This window comes from Kitasatospora sp. NBC_00374, from assembly GCF_041434935.1.
In the GTDB taxonomy this organism is placed as follows: domain Bacteria; phylum Actinomycetota; class Actinomycetes; order Streptomycetales; family Streptomycetaceae; genus Kitasatospora.
In genome coordinates this window covers 6115888-6133226 of record NZ_CP107964.1, presented here as the reverse complement: position 1 = coordinate 6133226, position 17339 = coordinate 6115888, and the positions used below count along the sequence as shown (strand labels likewise).

Here is a 17339-nt window from a genome sequence, read left to right as displayed (position 1 = left end):
GCTAACTCTTGACCAAGTCCTTGAATTGACTGTGCGCGCGACGCGCCGAGCCGCCTGAGGCTCACCTCACACCTTGGAACGATCACCTAGCCGCCCACCCGATACCGTACTGGCTTGGCTCAGGAAGGAGCGCGTATGTGACAAACCCGCGTTCCGCGCAATTCGGGGCCACTGGAGCAACGACACGCCTCATGGCCTGCGACTTCACCGCTTCGGGCGCCGCAGGCCGTTTCTCTAGGACTCAGCGTTTCCGCAGGTGGCGGGACTTCCGGTTGTCACTTCTGGAGCACCCGAACGACAGCCTGTTGCGAGCCGAGTCGAGTGTCACGATAGAGCCCGGGCACCACGTGCCGCTTCTGGTCCGTCAACTTGCCCCATATTGTGGTGATTAAGCCGGACGGAAACGGTGCCATTGTTGGCTTGAGAGTGCGCCCGGCCACCTCGCTGACCTGCGCGTTTCTCTAGGCCTAGAGAAACGCCCCGGCGGCACGTCCATGAGCGTTATCGCAGGTCATGGCCCAGATGCGCACTCTAGCGGCTCCGAATTGCGCGGAACGCAGGACAAACCTGCCCACAGAAGGGCCGCCAACAGTGCTCCTGGCAGGCCCGGTGCGTCCAATGCACAGGGTGTCGAGCTCTCTCAGTCGCTGTCCATCGGCCGCTCTGTAATCATGGGGATCCGCGGGGACTGCTCAAAGTTCGGAAGCGCGAACCCAGGGCGGATTTGCATCAGCTCCCGACGGATCGTCAAAGCCTCATTAGATACGGCCAGGGCCTCCTCCGCGCGGCCGAGTTCACGCAGCACCACGGAGTAGTGGCTCAGTGTCACAGTAAAGTCGACAAGGAAGACAAAGGAGACGTCGCGGTTGGCACGCACTACCTCCCTGCAGACCGCCACCGCCTCCTCCGCCACAGACAATGCCTCCTCCATGCGCCCAGCAGCATGCAGGAGGCTGGAGTAGTGACTCAGCGGCCTAGCGAGCTCGGGCACCATGGAGCCAGACCGGACACGCGCCACCTCCCTGCAGACCGCCACCGCCTCCTCCGCCACAGACAATGCCTCCTCCATGCGCCCAGCAGCATGCAGGAGGTCTGAATGGCTCTCGAGCCAGCGTGCGAGGTTGCTGCGGGTCGCGAGGGTATCGGGGTGGTCCGGCCCCAAGATCCGCAGCCTGTCGGCAAGCAACTCCTCCAAAGCTGCCACCGCACCGACAACATCCCCAGCCTCACCACGCCAGATGGCAACGTTGTTGCGCGTGGCGAGCGTCGCTGGATGGTCCGGCCCCAAGATCCGCACGCTATCGGCAAGCAACTCCTCCAAAGCTGCCACCGCACCGACAACATCCCCAGCCTCACCACGCCAGCGTGCGAGGTTGCTGCGGGTCGCGAGGATGTCGGGGTGGTCCGGCCCCAAGATCCGCAGCCTGTCGGCAAGCAACTCCTCCAAAGCTGCCACCGCACCGACAACATCCCCAGCCTCACCACGCCAGATGGCAACGTTGTTGCGCGTGGCGAGCGTCGCTGGATGGTCCGGCCCCAAGATCCGCACGCTATCGGCAAGCAACTCCTCGAACTCGGACACCGCACCGACAGCATCTCCGGCATGGCCGCGCCAGCGTGCGAGGTCGTTGCGGGTCGTGAGGGTATCGGGGTGGTCCGGCCCCAAGATCCGCAGCCTGTCGGCAAGCAACTCCTCCAAAGCTGCCACCGCACCGACAACATCCCCAGCCTCACCACGCCAGATGGCAACGTTGTTGCGCGTGGCGAGCGTCGCTGGATGGTCCGGCCCCAAGATCCGCACGCTATCGGCAAGCAACTCCTCGAACTCGGACACCGCACCGACAGCATCTCCGGCATGGCCGCGCCAGCGTGCGAGGTTATTGCGGGTCGTGAGGGTATCGGGGTGGTCCGGCCCCAAGATCCGCAGCCTGTCGGCAAGCAACTCCTCCAAAGCTGCCACCGCACCGACAACATCCCCAGCCTCACCACGCCAGCGTGCGAGGTTATTGCGGGTCGTGAGGGTATCGGGGTGGTCCGGCCCCAAGATCCGCACGCTATCGGCAAGCAACTCCTCCAAAGCTGCCACCGCACCGACAACATCCCCAGCCTCACCACGCCAGATGGCAACGTTGTTGCGCGTGGACAGGGTATCGGGGTGCTCCGGGCCCAACACCTGGCTAGCAGTGGCGGTTAGGTGGGTGTAGTAGTCGACCGCCGCACTGACCGCGCCAGATTCTCCGAGACTGCGCCCAAGCCGAAAAAGCAGGCGGTGCCGACGGGGGATCCACAGTGCCCGGCTTGGGGCCCCATTTCCCTGGAGGGCGTAGGCGTTGGCTCGGAGGATTGCGGCGAGGCCCTGGTCGTGCTCAATCTCCGGCCAGATCGAGGTGAGAGCGTCGGCCGCCGCTCGCACACGACCAAATAGGCCGCCACGCTCGTGGATGGTTTCCTGTAGAGCACTCTGGATTAGTGGGTGGATGCGCACGACGTCGCCTGCTCGCGACTGGCTGAGCAGGCCAAGACGCTGGAGCACGCGCAACGCGTCTCTGACATCTCTCGCCCCAGCCTTGCGGCCGAGGGCCTCGGCAAGCCGGCGCTGTTGATTCAGGTGAGCCAGTACTGCGGACGATACGAGGACGTCCATAGGGATGCCATTGCCATCCAGAACCGAAATGAGCTGGAGCAGTGGTAGCGCGAGACCCTTCAGTTGGGTATCGGCCCAGTCGACGGACGCCTTACAGACCGCGGAGATCGAGTTGGTGCGAAGCTTATCGGCGGCAGGGGCACGGCTGTGGCCAGCCAGTCCAGCCCGATAGTCAGCCACGGGCAGGCCTGTGTCGATCAGATAGGCAGCGGCCAGGGCGAGCGCGAGGGGGAGGTGTCCCAGGTCTTGAGCGAGTGCGGCCAGCTCCTCGTACGTAACGCGCTGGGCAGCGCGGCCCATTGCCTCGAGCAGGTAGGCCGCGGATTCCCGCTCGGTGAACGTGCCGAGATCTAGCAATGTCCATCTGCTGCCGGCCCAGGCGGGGTCACGGTGCCGGGTCGTCACCACCACCTGGCCGCTCATAACTTCAGGAGGCCATAGCCCGGTCAGCTCGCCAGGGCTGCTGACATCATCCAGGACGATGAGCCACCGCCGATTCGTGGTTCCCAGCCAGGTCAGGAAGCGCTGCGCGATCCCTTCAGCGTCTTCTCCTTCCGTATCTGCGTCGAGGACGGCTCCGGCGGCCTGCGAATAGGCGGTGATGACGGCCTGCCGGTTGGCTGCTCCGACCCACAAGAGAAGGTCGAGATCCGAGCGTCGCTGGGTGTTCCAGACATGGTGGGCGGCGAGTGTGCTCTTGCCAACGCCTCCAAGCCCCATGATGGCAACGCTGTTTGCCGACCTGCTAAGCCGTTCCAGTTCCACCTCGATCGAGCGACGCTGGAAGTGCTCGGGCGTCTGAGGTACTGCACCGATCACCAGTGGCCATTGCGGCACCAGTGGGGCCCTAAGCGCGGGGCCGCGCGCGGAGCGCAGCTCATCGACAATCAAGCCTGAAGCCCCGGCCCGCTCTCCTGAGGTCACCGGTGGGGAAGTACTGCTTGGGCCCGCCGAGCCAGAGGTCGCGGGTTCCGCGGTGGCGTCAGGGCGTAGGCCAGCCGGCAACTGTGATCCTGGACCGGCCAAACGCTCCGGGGAACGGTCGACCAGGGCCTCAGCGTTGGTCGCGGGCGGCGCAACATTGAGAAGACGCCGGGTGGCCGAGACAGCTTCGGCGAAAGCACGCACTGACGCGGGTAGGAGATCAGGCGAATCGGAGCTGTGCAGAATGGCGGTAATGCCGTGGGGCGCGTGGGGGTGTGCGGCGAGATGCTGGCTGAGAGCTTGGAAGGTCTGCCAGACGTCGCGTGTGGTTAGTTGACTGCGCAGGCGGTCGCGAGCAGCATCATGGAAGGCTAGGGCTGGGTCTAGCCCGGATGAGCGAGTAACGGTCAGCAATCCGCTGGTAACAACCTCGGCAAGGTCGGAGAGGTCCGCTTCGGGGACCGCTCGGTCGCGCAGCGCGTGGACAACTGGCAGGGTGAAGCGGTCCAGGGATGAGCACAGGACTGCGAGTCGGGCTGCCGGGGCCGGGGCAGTGCGCAGGAATGAGTCGACGAGTAGTGCCGGATCCGTCCCAGGGGTGCTCTGCACTTTGGTGGGACGGGGCGGTCGTCCTGAGGCGGGGACCAGGACGGCGTCGCAGCCTCGGGGGTCCGCAAGCATGACAGTTCTTGCCCACGCCGCGAGCGCATGGGAGTTGAAGGACAGGACAGGCAAAGCCTGCCAGGGCCCTAGGTCGTCGGCACCGCCGGCCCCAGGGTGCAGTCGGATAGGGAGCCGGTGATGCAGGACATGTCCAGGCACACCAGCACGAGGAGCGGTCGCGCGTACGGCCGGAAGGTTAAGGGCGGACCGGCGCCACAGGCGGCGGGGCAGCGGATCGATGAGGGCCACCGGTACATGCCAGCCCCATGTATGCAGCATCTGCCATGGCTGCGGCTCGTGCCATCCGCGGGCTGCGCAGTCAGAGACGACGAGGATCAGCCGTCGCCCGTGGGGGCCGCCGCCATGGTGGGGCACACGGTCGGAGGGGACGACCCTGCCTAGGTGGTCGTGCAGCTGAGGCTGGGAGGCGTGAAGGTCCAGACGCCAGGTGTGCACGGACCGGAAGGCTCCCAGGGAGCGCAGGAGCTGGGTGAGGGCCCGCGTGGTCTCGTCCCACACGCTCATCGTCAACGAAGTGTCGACCACAAGGACGGCTTCGAACCAGGGCTCCGGCGCGGCGGTAAACAGGGGCACCAGCTCCCCGCTGCGGGTGTAGTGCTCTACTGTCGTGTCCAGGTTCAGCACAGCACGGGCGCCGCGCTGCCAGCGCCGCCGGAAAGGCCGCAGAGCTCGTCCAATGGCCAGGCCGTGGGGCAGCGGGGCAGCCCGGCCCAGAGACAGGGGGACCCCCCGGACGTGGGTGGTGCTGTCTGGGTCATAGAAGGACACTCCCGATTTGCCGAGGTCGCTGCGGGCAGCGTCCCTGGTGGCGGGCGGCACTGGGGGGACGATCGGGAGATCGTCGGGGCCAGCTGGCAGCTCGGGACGGGGGGAATATGCCGGATCGGCACCGCCGTGTGCGGTGCCAGCTGCGGCCAGCCACACAGCGTCAGCGAGATCCCGCCCGTCCGCGCTGGCAGGAGCGGCTGCGCCCAGGACCGCCAACAGGCGAGTGAGGGCATCAGTCACGAGCGAGCTCACGCAAGAGCAGGGCGCGCAGGTCATCGCGCTGTTCACCGTACGGTGCCTGATCGCCAGTCAGTAGAGATACTGCGTTGAGGAGCTGATCTACCGCCAAGTGGTCGCCGCGGCCTACGCGGTCGGCGAACTCCTCGATCAGCGCATGCGCCCCCTCATCCTCTGCCCTGCCCAAATGCGCACGGACGATATCCCCCAGCATGGCCGCGGTCAGCTGCGGCATGGTGTATCGAATACAGCGCCTCAGGAACGCAGGCGGGAAGTCTCGCTCACCATTGCTGGTCAGCACGATAAAGGGGAACTGCGTGCAGCGAACGAACCCGCGTTCGATTACATGCGTCTCGCGACTTTCCCATTGACGTACAGCAACTGCAGGGCGGCGATAGCGAACCAACTCAGGGATCTCGTATTCGCCGCGCTCCAGCACCTCCAGCAGGTCGCTGGGCAGGTCTAGATCGCTCTTGTCAATTTCGTCGATGAGCAGTGCTCGGGGTGGCTCGGTGGGCAGCAGGGCAGTGCCCAGCGGGCCGAGCTGCAAGAAAGGGGCGATGTCATCGCGGCCGCGGCGATCCCGGGCTCCGATGCGGTGGCGGGTGCTGGTCCCCAGGTTCTGCGCATGGATTCGACCCAGTGCGTCGTAGCGGTACAGCGCCTCAGCAAGGGTGCTCCGGGAGGTGATGTGCCACCGCAGCACCTGTCCCAGTCCCAATTCATGGGCGACCTGTTCGATGACGGTGGACTTCCCCGAACCGGCGGGTCCGGTGACCAGGAGCGGGCGGCGCAGGTGCAAGGCCGCGTTGACGGCGTCCACCAGGCCGGGCGGTGGTTGGTACTGCTCGTGCTGCGAGACGCGGGGGAAGGTCCGCCAGGGCGGCGGTGCCTCCAACGGGGTCTGCCGCTGTTCCCCGTCACCGCGGTAGTAGGGCTTCCAGGTCATTCGTCCTCCTCAAGGCCAGCCACGATGCGGTTCTCGAATGGGCGGCAGAACTCCAGCCACGGCTCGTCGTGCCACACGGCGCGGATATGGCCGAGCCCGACAGGGCAGTCCTCACCAGAAGCCGTGCGTTCGCGGTAGGCAGTGGCGAACCCGCCGGGCAGGTCGTGCCAGTGCTGTTGGACCACGGTCCGCAATTGGTCTTGGTCGAAGCGAACGCCCGCGCGCGGCCACAGAACGATCGGCGCGTAGGGCAGCAGCACCTCCAACACCTCGCGAAGGTCGTCGGGGTGGTGGTCGACACCAACCGCCGGGGCGAACTGGCCGGTCATGAGGCGAATGTGCATACCTGGCAGGTCGTTCAGGACGTCCGCGCCAACCCAGTCCACCGGCGCCACATCGGAGGCGGCCAGTTCTTGCAGGGCCTTGCGGGCCGCGTCGTTGATCTCTGAGTTGTCTTCTTGCGGGTCTAGGCTGCCGCTCCAACGTGAGACAACATGATGCTTGGCCCCCAGAACGAAGCGGCCAACCACAGCCTCCTCCGGGTGCCACTGCGCCAACAGGTGAGCAGGCGCGGCCACATCCACGTACTCCAGCAACTCCTCGGGAGCGAGCTGGTTGCGCGCCCACGTTAGCGCAGCATGGATCGCCTTTCCTGTGCCGGCGCGGTCGGAGGATCCGCAGGAGAACGTGCGTCGTGTCGGTGGGGCGGAGCCGCGAAGAAGCCACGCATCTAGCTCATCGGGCCAATCAGTCCAAGCGTTGGCCAGACTGATCACCAAGCGCAGCCCTCGCCGGTGCTGGTCCAAAGTGAACTCGGCCAGCGCGTCGTTGAACTCGGGGACCACCTGTAGCCTGCGTGCCCACGCCCTGAACGGTGTATCTGCGCCAGTCATGTCCTGTAGATGAGCGAGGGCGGCCATGAGTCGAGCCAGGCCTGCCCATCGTGAGGCGTGCAGAGGCTGGGCCCTCAACGTGGAGTACTCCAAATAGTCACGCAGCGTCGCCGTAGCACCCGTTTGAGGGGTGAAACCTGCCAGTCGTGCGGCCGCACGCAGCTTGTCACTCGTAAGAGCGCCGGCCAGTTCTTCGCTTAGGAACTTGGTGGTCTGCGCACACTCCAAGAGCGCTGTCACCACAGCTTCCACTCGTGGGCGCCAGGAAGTGCCGGTCTCGTCCTCGACGTGATCCGGGGCGCGCAGGAAGCCCTCGAGTTCGATGAGGGCGGAAAGGTTCCAACGTTCCGGCAAGCGTCGCTGAGGCCGCCACATCTCCACGACCTGACGCAGATCCTCACGCCCAATTGGGCCAACGGTGTCATCGGGGAAGTCGCTGGTATGGCGGAGGTTGCCAGCCAGCCACAGGCCATCCAATGCGAACGGGTCGTTGTCGTGCTCGACCCTGCCAATGTCCTGCCCGTGAACTCGGTCGCGAAGCGCGCAGGTGAGCAGCCGGTCCACATAGAGCCGTGGTCCGGAGCCGGCTAACCCTTCGCGCAATACCCCGGCCAATGCGAAAGTCAGACGCATGTCTCGGGCTGGCTGATCAGCGGCGGCCGCAGTAAGGATAGCCAGCCGAGTCTTGCCCGCGCGGATCCCACCGGCTAGCTGACCCGCGTCTGGGACCGCGCCAGCTGCATGGCACGTGTCTACGAAGGCAATCACGCCATCTACCCCAGGCTCGTCTGCTGCCTGAGCCAGCAGTTGCCCTACGTGCACTGCTGAGGTGACCCCCGCGATGTGGACACACCTGACAATGGATCTTGTAGATCCAGGAAGGTGAAGATCCGCGTGGCAAGGCCATCGAAGTACAGTCCGGAGTTCAGAGCCGACGCAGTCGCACTGTGGCAGGCGTCGGCGGGCAGGCGGACGTTCAAGTCCGTCGCCGACGACCTCAACATCAACCACGAGACCCTGCGCACCTGGGTCCGCGAGGCCGAGGGGACACCGCTCTCCGGCGGTGGGGCCGAGGACGAGCTGGCCCGGCTGCGGGCGGAGAACGCCCGGCTGGTGAAGGCGGAGAAGGAGTGGCAGCTGGAGCGGGAGATCCTGCGCCGGGCAGCCGCCTATTTTGCCAAGGAGATGAAGTGACGCCCCGCCGCTGGGACTTCATCTCTGCCAACGCCGGGGCCTTCGGCGTGCAGCGGCTGTGCCAGGTGCTCGGCGTCTCCCGCTCGGGCTACTACCGCTGGCAGGCCGGTGCCCAGACCCGTGCCGCGCGTCAGGAGGACGAGGACGCCCTGGTCGAGGAGATCCGGGAGATCCACGCCGAGCACAAGGAGACCTACGGCGCGCTGCGGGTCCACGCCGAACTGCGGGGCTTCGGCCACACCGTGAACCGCAAGCGCGTGGCGCGGTTGATGCGCAAGCACCGCATCGTCGGCCGCCACCTGCGCCGCAGGAAGCTCACCACGATTCCCGATCCGATCGCGCCGCCGGTCCCGGACCTGATCCAGCGCGACTTCACCGCCACAGGCCTCGACGAACGCTGGTGCGGCGACATCACATACATCCAGGTCGGCGCGACGTGGCTCTACCTGGCCTGCGTGATCGACATCCGCTCACGCCGGGTGCTCGGCTGGTCGATGGCTCCCCACATGCGGGCTGAACTCGTCATCGACGCGCTGCAGGCCGCGATCGCGGCTCGGGGCCGGAACGTGGCCGGAGTGATCTTTCATTCGGACCGCGGGTCGCAAGGTGAATTCAACTGGTCGTCGCAACACCCTGATCTCGGAGGTATGCGGCGTGGCTACAGCGGACTGGAGTTTGAACACCAGCGATGTTCCGGAGGGGCGGCGTCGGCAGTGGCGTGCTGACCGTGCGTTGCGGCCGGCGATGCGTTCGCCGGGGCGGCCTGATCCGTCTCGGGTCGTGCAGCGCCAGTTCTGGCGCCTGATCGCCACGGGGGTCACGACGGTGGAGGCGTCGCTGGCGGTCGGCGTGTCGTGGCCGGTGGGTGCGAGGTGGTTTCGTCACGCTGGCGGCATGCCTCCGATCTCGTTGGCCGAGCCCTCGGGCCGGCACCTCACGTTCGAGGAGCGCGAGGAGATCGCGATCCTCAGGGCGATGAGCAAGGGTGTGCGGGAGATCGCCCGCGCACTGGGGCGTGACCCCGGGACAATCTCTCGCGAACTGCGCCGCAACGCCGCCACGCGCGGCGGCAAGCAGGAGTACCGCGCGACGGTCGCCCAGTGGAAGGCTCAGCAGGCGGCCAAGCGTCCGAAGAGCGCGAAGCTCCTGGGTAACGACCGGTTGCGTGAGTACGTGCAGGAGAGGCTTTCGGGGAACGTTCACCGGCCTGACGGGACGGTCGTCGCGGGACCGCAGACGCCTCCGTGGAAGGGGCTGAACAAGCCGCACCGGCAGGACAGGCGGTGGGCGACAGCATGGAGCCCGGAGCAGATCTCGCACCGGCTGAAGGCCGACTTCCCCGAGGATGAGTCCATGCGCATCAGCCACGAGGCGATCTACCAGTCGCTGTTCATCGAGGGCCGTGGTGCGCTCAAGCGGGAGCTGGTCGCCTGCCTGCGCACCGGGCGGGCACTTCGAGAGCCTCGGTCGAGGTCACGGAACAAGCCGCAAGGGCATGTCACCGCGGATGTCGTCCTCAGTGAACGTCCTGCAGAGGCCGGGGACCGCGCGGTCCCGGGGCATTGGGAAGGCGATCTGATCATTGGGACAAGCCGGTCCGCGATTGGCACGCTCGTCGAACGCAGCAGCCGATCTACCCTCCTGGTGCATCTGCCGAGGATGGAGGGCTGGGGCGAGGTGCCACCTGTGAAGAACGGCCCGCCGTTGGGCGGTTACGGCGCCGTCGCGATGAACACTGCTCTGACCGAGTCGATGACGAAGCTACCCGAGCAGCTCCGCAAAACCCTGACCTGGGACCGCGGGAAGGAACTTTCCGGACATGCCCAGTTCGCGCTCGAGACCAGGACGAAGGTGTTCTTCGCCGATCCGCACTCGCCCTGGCAGCGACCCACGAACGAGAACACGAACGGGCTGCTGCGTCAGTACTTCCCGAAGGGCACCGACCTGTCCCGGTGGTCCGCCGAGGACCTCGAAGCCGTCGCCCTGGCGATCAATGACCGACCCCGCAAGATCCTTGGCTGGAAGACCCCGGCCGAGGTCTTCGAGGAGCAGCTACGCTCACTACAACAGCCCGGTGTTGCAACGACCGGTTGAACTCGCCCAATACACCTCGGCCGCGTTCGCACAGGTCTGCGACTCGCACGGCATCCGCAGGAGCATGGGCCGGGTCGGCTCGAGCTACGACAACGCCCTGGCCGAGAGCCTGTGGCAGGGGCTGAAGCGAGAGGTGATGCACAGGAAGCTGTTCCTGACCATGAGCCAGGCACGGCTGGAGATATTCCAGTGGCTCACCTACTACAACGCCCGCCGGCGCCACAGCGCCCTGGGCTACTTCTCCCCGATGGAGTTCGAACAACAGCACCACGCAGCAGCTAAACTCTCACTCGCAGCATGAACCCCTGTGTCCACATTCCGGGGGTCACCTCACTGCCGACATCGTGCTCTCGGTTGTCGAGTCCCCAACCATGAAGTAGAGGTCAGTCTGCTGCGGCGGAGTGAAGCCGTGACCAAGAAACGCCACTACCAGCACAGCTCCGTCTGCCTTGGCCTGCCGCACCGCCTCACGGACAGCCTCGTTGACGTCTTCCGGCTTTAGACTTGTTCCTGTGAGCAGCGAGGGATGCTCGCCTGCACGAGGCAGACACCCGCCAAGCCTGGGATCGGTTAGCACGGCGTGCAGCTCTCGTGCGGCAGTCTCCAGCCGCGACAACGTCGGCATTGCCCGACACTGCGCCGCGACCACCAGCAGGTGCCGCGCTGGCACCGGCCCGCCCATCACTTCTTCAGCGCCTCCACAATTGGGCCAGCCACGCCCGGCTGCCGCAGGTACTTCGTCGCGGTATGCACCCACACACCATCAGAGTCCACCCGCTTCGTATGTGGTGCAACGCCAGAGAAACTCTGTCGCATCCACGTTTCCACCCGCGGACGGGCAACAATGATGTCGTCGCGGTCCCAGAAGTTCAGCCACCTCTGCACCGACTCCGGAGTACGCGGAGGCTGAGGGCTCACCCGCTGCAGCACCGCCGCTCCGGTTGCGAGCGGCGAGCCCAACGTCACAAGCAGCCCCACCTGACCGGCATAGTGATGCAATGCTTCGAAGGCGACCACCGACCCCAGCGAATGCGCCACGACCACGAGTGGCCGCTCAGGATCAACTCCCTGCAGCACCCGATCGCGCGCCCGCACATCCAGGGTCCGGCCGGCTGCGTCCGCCTCGCCACGATCCAAATAGCGGCCAACCTGCGCCAGATGTCCAAGCAGTGACCGGCCATTCGCCCACTGAGCGGCGCGCTTCAGTCCCGGCACCTGCAGAATCGTGGTCAACGCCCTGCCCAGCATCCTCACCGGCGCTCCCAGACCCTGCTGCTCCCCTCCGTCAGGGCACAACTGGGCCCGGGCGCCCGCAATAACCAGCTGTGACTGCGAGTCCTCCTTCTCCTCTGCCTGCCGACCGAGTTCGTCGACCACATTCCGGACAAACGGGTCCAGAAAGGCAACCTCCTCGGCCCCTGGCTCCACGCCTCCGGACCCCTGGGTCTGCCAGGCCGCAAACAGGTCGCTGTAGTCCGCGAAGCGCGCCTCCGCAAGCCACCCCTGGGTCAGTCCAGACACATCATCGGCATGCCCAGCCTCCCGCGCGCCATGAGCCAGAGCCTCCACCCAGTCGCGGCACTCCTGCCCAGCGTCACGCACACCCCCGATGCCATGTACAAACACCAGCTGCGCCCTGCCGGAACCACCCACCCCGCCCACCTCCACATCAGGTCTAACCTCGGCACGCGTCGAAACATTAACAGCGGGCCCAGCAGCCCCTTGGCCGAATCGCGACGGAAAGACGTTCCGTGCATAGACGTTGACGGATAGCCAGTCCAGCGAAGCCACTCGAATGAGTCAGCTGCCTTCCTCTGCGGTGCGTGATGCCGGCGTCCGTCATCTCCGACCAAGTCGGGCCCGTAGGGGCCGACGGAGAAACCGCCCACCCCCGTGTTCGGGTCAGAGCGGTCACGCCTGTCCGGGACTGTAGCTCTGCACGGACAGGTTCCCTCAGCAGAAGCTCATCGAGTGGCCGCAGACCGAACTGGTCCCCCGCTGGTCCCCCGCAAGATGACTAGAAGCATCACAGACAGCCCATCCCACTGACGGGGTATCAACAAAAAAAGCCCTCTGACCTGGACTTTCGTCCAAATCAGAGGGCTTCCGACATATGTCGGGACGACAGGATTTGAACCTGCGACCCCTTGACCCCCAGTCAAGTGCGCTACCAAGCTGCGCCACGTCCCGTGGTCTGATTGCCTCCGATCATCTCGTGATGATCTTCGACTCTTCGACCTTGCCCCCGGTCTCCCGGCGACGTGGAAAACAATACAGCACGTGGAGGGGTGCTCGCTGCCAGGTTTCCGGTGGCGGCGGGGCGGCGTGGTGTCGGGTGGAAGGTGCAGGTCAGGGTGTGGGGTGGCGGGCGTCGTAGCGGAGGAAGGCGGGGCGTCGGGCGGCGAGCAGGAGGACGGCGGCGACGCAGGCGAGGCCGCCGGTGATCACGGAGACGGCGGGGGTGGTGAGGGCGGCGACGGTACCGGATTCGAAGTCGCCGAGGCGGGGGCCTCCGGCGACGACGACGATGAAGATGCCCTGGAGGCGGCCGCGCATCTCGTCGGGGGCGGCGACCTGCATCATCGTGTTGCGGAAGATCATGCTGACGGTGTCCGCGCACCCCGCAGCCGCGAGCAGCGCCAGCCCCAGCCACAGCTCCCGCACCAGCCCGAACGCCGCGATGGACAGCCCCCACGCGCACACCGCGGCCAGCACCGCCGCCCCGTGCCGGTGCACCCTCCCGATCCATCCGGAGAACAGTGCCCCCGCCAGCGCCCCCACCGCCGGCGCGGCGACCAGCAGCCCGACGGTCCCGGGTCCGCCGCCGTAGAAGCCGACCGCGATGGCGGGGAAGAGTGCCCTCGGCAGGCCGAAGATCATGGCGGCGAGGTCGGCGAGGAAGCTGGTCCGCAGGTTGGGCTGCTCCCGCAGGAACCGCAGGCCGTCGAGCACGGAAGCCCGCCGGCCCGCCTCGCCGAGCGGCCGCATGGCCGGCAGCCGCCACATCGCGTAGAGGGTGGCGCTGAACGCCACGGTGTCCACCAGGTACGCGGACCGGACGCCGTACGCGCCGATCAGGATGCCGCCGAGCATCGGGCCTACCGTCATGCCCAGGTTCATGCTGATGGTGTTGAGCGCGTTGGCGGCGGGCAGCTGCTGACGGGGCACCAGGCGCGGGATCATCGACGACCGGGCCGGGGAACTGAGCGCGAAGAAGCCCGACTGCACGGCGACCGCGGCGTACAGCAGCGCGACCGCGCCGAGGCCGAGCAGGGCCTGGACGGCCAGGACGGCGGAGACCGCGGCGAGGCCGGCCGAGCCGATCAGGCCGAGCTTGCGCCGGTCGACGCGGTCGGCGACGGCGCCGCCGTACAGGCCGAAGGCGATGAGCGGGCCGAGCGAGAACAGGCCGACCAGGCCGGTGGCGAAGCTCGACTTCGTCAGGTCGTACACCTGCACGGAGACGGCGACCGCCGTCATCTGCTGGCCGACGGCCGAGACGGACTGTCCGGCCCAGACCCGCCGGTAGTCGGGGTTGTCCCGGAGCGGGCCGATGTCGGCGAGGGTGTTCCGGGCGGCTTTCGCCAGCCGCCCGGAACGCCCGGCGAACCCAGACACGTGCCCGGACACGCGCACAGGCTTTCGCGCGGGCTCGGGCTCGGGCTCGGGCTCGGCGGCGGGCGGGTTCTCAGCGGCGGTGGCTGGTTGATCTGTCGACACAGAGACTCATGTTCGTCCACCGCCCAGCCCGTTCCCGCACCGGGGTCACCTCGACAGCACCTGCTTCTCCCCGGCCTCCACCGCCACCGTCAGCCGGTTGCCCGGCGGCGGGAAGGGGCAGACGAAGTGGTCGGCGAAGGCGCACGGCGGCAGGTGGGCGTGGTTGAGATCGAGCACCGTTCGGCCGTCCGCGTCCGGCGCGGGAAGGGTGATGAAGCGGAAGCGGTAGGTCTGGCGGCCGCTGGTGGCGTCGGCGATCACGCCGGTGAGGCGTTCGCCGGAGCGGCTGACGGTGAGGGTGTGGTCCTCCCCCGCGAGCCGGAAGGCGATCCGGCCGGTGACCTCCAGGGGGCGTTCCTTGCCGTCCGCGTTGGGGACGACGACCGCACGGTCGTCCTCGAAGGGGGTGAAGACCGCCGGGACGGCCCACTCGGGCGCGTAGGGGTAGACGGTGATCCCCGCGAAGGCCGCCCGGGCGGGCGAAGCCGGGTCGAAGACCCGCAGCGCCAGTTCGCCCTCCCGCTCGATCGGGACGAGCCGGACGTCGCCGAGGGTGGCCGGCTGGGGTGCCGGGTCGGTGTCGGGGCGCAGCGTGTTCTCGCCCTCCAGCAGGTCGTACCCCGGCGCCTCCAGCCGTACGCCGTCCGCCGCCGCGACGCTGACCCGGACCAGGCCGTCGGTGGCCGACCAGAGCCCGGGCAGGCCCGGGATCTCGGTCGGCTCGGGCCCCAGCCAGTGCGTGCCGGTGAGCGCGAGCGGTCCGTGCGGCGCGCTGACGGAGGCGGCCCGCGCCTCCGTCCAGTGCTTCCATTCCTCGGCGGCGGTCATCGGACCATCCCCTCCCTGGGTGAGTTGAGACCGAACTACGGGACGACGGATACGAGTAGGACAACGCGACAGTGCGTACGGGACGGACGGTCAGCGGCAGCCGGCGGTCAGCGGCCGGCTGTCAGCGACCGGCGAGGGGGCGGAACAGCCCCTCCTGCATGACGGAGACGACCAGCCGCCCGCTCCGGTCGTAGATCTCGCCGCGGGCCAGACCGCGCGCGCCGTGCGCGATCGGCGACTCCTGCTTGTAGAGCAGCCAGTCGTCGGCGCGGAACGGGCGGTGGAACCACATCGCGTGGTCGAGCGAGGCCATGTCGAAGTTCCGCTCGCCCCACAGCGGCTCGACGGGTGCGCGGACGGCGTCGAGCAGGGTCATGTCGCTGGCGTAGGTGAGGGCGCAGACATGGATCAGTGGGTCGTCGGGCAGGGCGCCGTTGGTCCGCAGCCACACACCGCTGCGCGGCTCGACACCGACCAGCTCCTCCTTCGACCACCGCAGCCGGTCGACGTAGCGGATGTCGAAGGGCTGGCGGCGGCTGATGAACGGCGGCAGCTCACCGAGCTTGGACCCGACCTCGTCCAGCGCGCTGGGCAGGTCCTCGGGCGCGGGGACGTCGGGCATCGCGTCCTGGTGCTCGATGCCGCCCTGCTCGGGCAGGTGGAAGTCGGCGGTGAGGGCGAAGATCGAGCGGCCCTGCTGGATGCCGAGCACCCGGCGGGTGGTGAAGGAACGGCCGTCGCGGATCCGGTCCACCTGGTAGACGATCGGAACGCCGGGAACGCCGGGCCGCAGGAAGTAGGCGTGCAGGGAGTGGACAGGGCGCCCGTCCTCGACCGTACGCCCTGCGGCCACCAGGGCCTGGCCGGCCACCTGACCACCGAACGTCCGCTGCAGGGCCTCCTCGGGGCTGCGGCCCCGGAAGATGTTGAGCTCGATCTGCTCCAGGTCGAGCAGGTCGACGAGTTGGTCGACGGGCGTTCCCATGGTCTGTTCCTCTCCGGCCGACGGCCGGTCCGGGAGGCACACTCCACCCGGTCCCGCCGCCTTCGTCTACCCAGAAGTCTGCTCGCCGCCCCGGAATTCCCGCCGCCCGGGACGGGCGATCGGACGTAGTCCGCGGAGCCGCGGGCGGCAGCGGACGGCAGCGGACGACCGGACACGGCGAAAGGTTGGGATCATTCCAGTCCGGACTGCCGCACCGTGATGTTCAACCGGCCGGTCATCCCCAGGGCGGGGTCGGCGGTGCCCGCGAGGGTACGGACCACCCCGTGGTAGGCGAAGCGTGACGGACCGCCGAAGACCAGCAGGTCACCGCTGTGCAGCTCCAGGTCGGTCCACGGGCGGGTCCTGGTCTCGGTGTTGCCGAGCCGGAACACACAGCTGTCGCCGAGCGAGAACGAGACCACCGGGGCGTCGACCCGCTCCTCCCGGTCCCGGTGCAGACCCATCCGCGCGCCCTCGGCGTAGTGGTTGACCAGGGCCACGTCGGGCTCGTACGCCTCGGCTCCGGCGATCCCGCCGAGGCCGCCCGGCCCGTAGGCGGCGGCGACGGCCCGTTCGGCGAGGCGGCCCAGCAACGGCGGGAACGGCTTCACCGGTGTGCCGTCGCCGTCCACCACCGTCCGGGCGTAGCCGTACGGGTACCAGTGCCAGCCCAGGCAGACCGTGCGCACCGACATCTGACCTCCGGTGGGGAGCCGGACGGTCCGCAGGCCGGCCGGCGGGCGGGCCCACTCGCGGCAGGCGGCGACGAGTTCGAGCTGCTCGGCGGGGGTGAGCCAGTCGGGCAGCAGGACGGCCCCGGGGGCCGGGTCGGAGCGTTCTCGGGGGAACAGTTCGCCGGGCACGCCCCCATCCTCGCACCGGGTTCGGGCCCGGGACGGCCCGGCCGACCGCGACCGCCGCGGCGACGGCGTACGGCCTGCGTACTGCGTACTGCGCACTGCGGTGGGACCGTCAGCGGCTCCGGGCCGAGGCGCGCAGCAGTCCGAGCGTCTCGGCGCAGCCGGACCAGGCTGCCCAGCCCTGCTGACTCAGGATCTCCTCGCCGACGGTGATCTGCTCGCGGCGGGTGGCCAGGTCGGGCCTGGCAGCGAAACGGAGCCCGTCCGCCTCCTCCCAGGTGGGGGGCCAGATCTGCAGGCCGCCGTAGAAGCCGTTCCCGGTGTCGGCGTGCCAGTCACCGCCGCTCTCGCAGCGGGCGATTCCGTCCCAGATCTGGTCCGGGGTCCGCCGGGCGGCCTGGGCTGCGGCAGCCTCGGGCACCAAGGGGAGGACGGACAGCAGCGGGGCGGCGGTGACCGCCAGCACCCGGTTCAGCAGACGTGTGCCCATCCACCGACGGTAGGCGCCGGGCGGGGACGTCGCCCTCGGCGCATGGGTCCGGCTCGACCGTCCGGGTCA

10 protein-coding genes, 1 tRNA gene and 3 pseudogenes are annotated in these 17339 nt (G+C 68.0%); 3 read left to right on the top strand and 11 right to left on the bottom strand.

Annotated elements, in window-relative coordinates:
* Positions 1 to 640: 640 nt before the first annotated feature.
* From OG871_RS27355 to OG871_RS27340, 4 genes and pseudogenes are all read right to left on the bottom strand, one after another.
* Positions 641 to 3568 (bottom strand): tetratricopeptide repeat protein, encoded by a 2928-nt coding sequence (locus tag OG871_RS27355; protein WP_371503445.1) that lies wholly within the window; start codon positions 3566 to 3568, stop codon positions 641 to 643.
* A 285-nt stretch (positions 3569 to 3853) separates the two neighbouring features.
* Positions 3854 to 5296: pseudogene (locus OG871_RS27350) on the bottom strand (SAV_2336 N-terminal domain-related protein); the annotation flags it as partial.
* Entirely contained in the window at positions 5253 to 6206 is a 954-nt protein-coding gene (locus OG871_RS27345; RefSeq protein ID WP_371500213.1) for an AAA family ATPase, read from the bottom strand. The gene OG871_RS27345 and the pseudogene OG871_RS27350, both read right to left, overlap by 44 nt.
* A complete protein-coding gene (locus tag OG871_RS27340; protein ID WP_371500211.1) occupies positions 6203 to 7732 on the bottom strand; it encodes a hypothetical protein in 1530 nt (509 codons plus the stop codon). The genes OG871_RS27345 and OG871_RS27340 overlap by 4 nt, the downstream gene beginning before the upstream one ends.
* 261 nt (positions 7733 to 7993) lie before the next feature.
* On the opposite strand from OG871_RS27340, the pseudogene OG871_RS27335 reads away from it, so the two are divergent.
* The 3 genes and pseudogenes from OG871_RS27335 to OG871_RS27325 form a co-directional block, all read left to right on the top strand.
* Positions 7994 to 8898: pseudogene (locus OG871_RS27335) on the top strand (IS3 family transposase); the annotation flags it as partial.
* A 289-nt stretch (positions 8899 to 9187) separates the two neighbouring features.
* A complete protein-coding gene (locus OG871_RS27330; RefSeq protein ID WP_371503444.1) occupies positions 9188 to 10387 on the top strand; it encodes an IS30 family transposase in 1200 nt (399 codons plus the stop codon).
* A gap of 4 nt (positions 10388 to 10391) precedes the next feature.
* Positions 10392 to 10688: pseudogene (locus OG871_RS27325) on the top strand (transposase); the annotation flags it as partial.
* A 380-nt stretch (positions 10689 to 11068) separates the two neighbouring features.
* Here the strand turns inward: OG871_RS27325 and OG871_RS27320 are convergent.
* From OG871_RS27320 to OG871_RS27290, 7 genes are all read right to left on the bottom strand, one after another.
* Positions 11069 to 12178 carry a hypothetical protein gene (locus OG871_RS27320; protein ID WP_371500209.1) on the bottom strand — a complete coding sequence of 370 codons (1110 nt, stop codon included), beginning with the start codon at positions 12176 to 12178 and terminating at the stop codon, positions 11069 to 11071.
* 325 nt (positions 12179 to 12503) lie between these two features.
* Positions 12504 to 12577 (bottom strand) — tRNA-Pro (locus OG871_RS27315).
* A 159-nt stretch (positions 12578 to 12736) separates the two neighbouring features.
* Complete coding sequence (locus OG871_RS27310) at positions 12737 to 14017, bottom strand: MFS transporter (RefSeq protein ID WP_371500207.1); 1281 nt, start codon at positions 14015 to 14017, stop codon at positions 12737 to 12739.
* Between the two features lie 135 nt (positions 14018 to 14152).
* Positions 14153 to 14935 carry a DUF1684 domain-containing protein gene (locus OG871_RS27305; RefSeq protein ID WP_371500205.1) on the bottom strand — a complete coding sequence of 261 codons (783 nt, stop codon included), beginning with the start codon at positions 14933 to 14935 and terminating at the stop codon, positions 14153 to 14155.
* Positions 14936 to 15056: 121 nt separating this feature from the next.
* On the bottom strand, positions 15057 to 15920 hold the full coding sequence (locus OG871_RS27300; RefSeq protein WP_371500203.1) for an acyl-CoA thioesterase: 864 nt from the start codon (positions 15918 to 15920) through the stop codon (positions 15057 to 15059).
* Between the two features lie 191 nt (positions 15921 to 16111).
* On the bottom strand, positions 16112 to 16783 hold the full coding sequence (locus OG871_RS27295; protein ID WP_371500201.1) for an alpha-ketoglutarate-dependent dioxygenase AlkB: 672 nt from the start codon (positions 16781 to 16783) through the stop codon (positions 16112 to 16114).
* A 109-nt stretch (positions 16784 to 16892) separates the two neighbouring features.
* The gene (locus OG871_RS27290; RefSeq protein WP_371500199.1) at positions 16893 to 17270 is read right to left on the bottom strand and encodes a transglycosylase family protein; all 378 of its coding nucleotides are present in this window, start codon (positions 17268 to 17270) and stop codon (positions 16893 to 16895) included.
* Between the last annotated feature and the right edge of the window lie 69 nt (positions 17271 to 17339).

Bases quoted from the DNA above. Each gene is read 5' to 3' on its own strand.
- OG871_RS27345 (WP_371500213.1), bottom strand. From the start codon at position 6,206: ATGACCTGGAAGCCCTACTACCGCGGTGACGGGGAACAGCGGCAGACC.
- OG871_RS27340 (WP_371500211.1), bottom strand. From the start codon at position 7,732: ATGCGTCTGACTTTCGCATTGGCCGGGGTATTGCGCGAAGGGTTAGCC.
- OG871_RS27330 (WP_371503444.1), top strand. From the start codon at position 9,188: ATGCCTCCGATCTCGTTGGCCGAGCCCTCGGGCCGGCACCTCACGTTC.
- OG871_RS27305 (WP_371500205.1), bottom strand. From the start codon at position 14,935: ATGACCGCCGCCGAGGAATGGAAGCACTGGACGGAGGCGCGGGCCGCC.
- OG871_RS27300 (WP_371500203.1), bottom strand. From the start codon at position 15,920: ATGGGAACGCCCGTCGACCAACTCGTCGACCTGCTCGACCTGGAGCAG.
- OG871_RS27290 (WP_371500199.1), bottom strand. From the start codon at position 17,270: ATGGGCACACGTCTGCTGAACCGGGTGCTGGCGGTCACCGCCGCCCCG.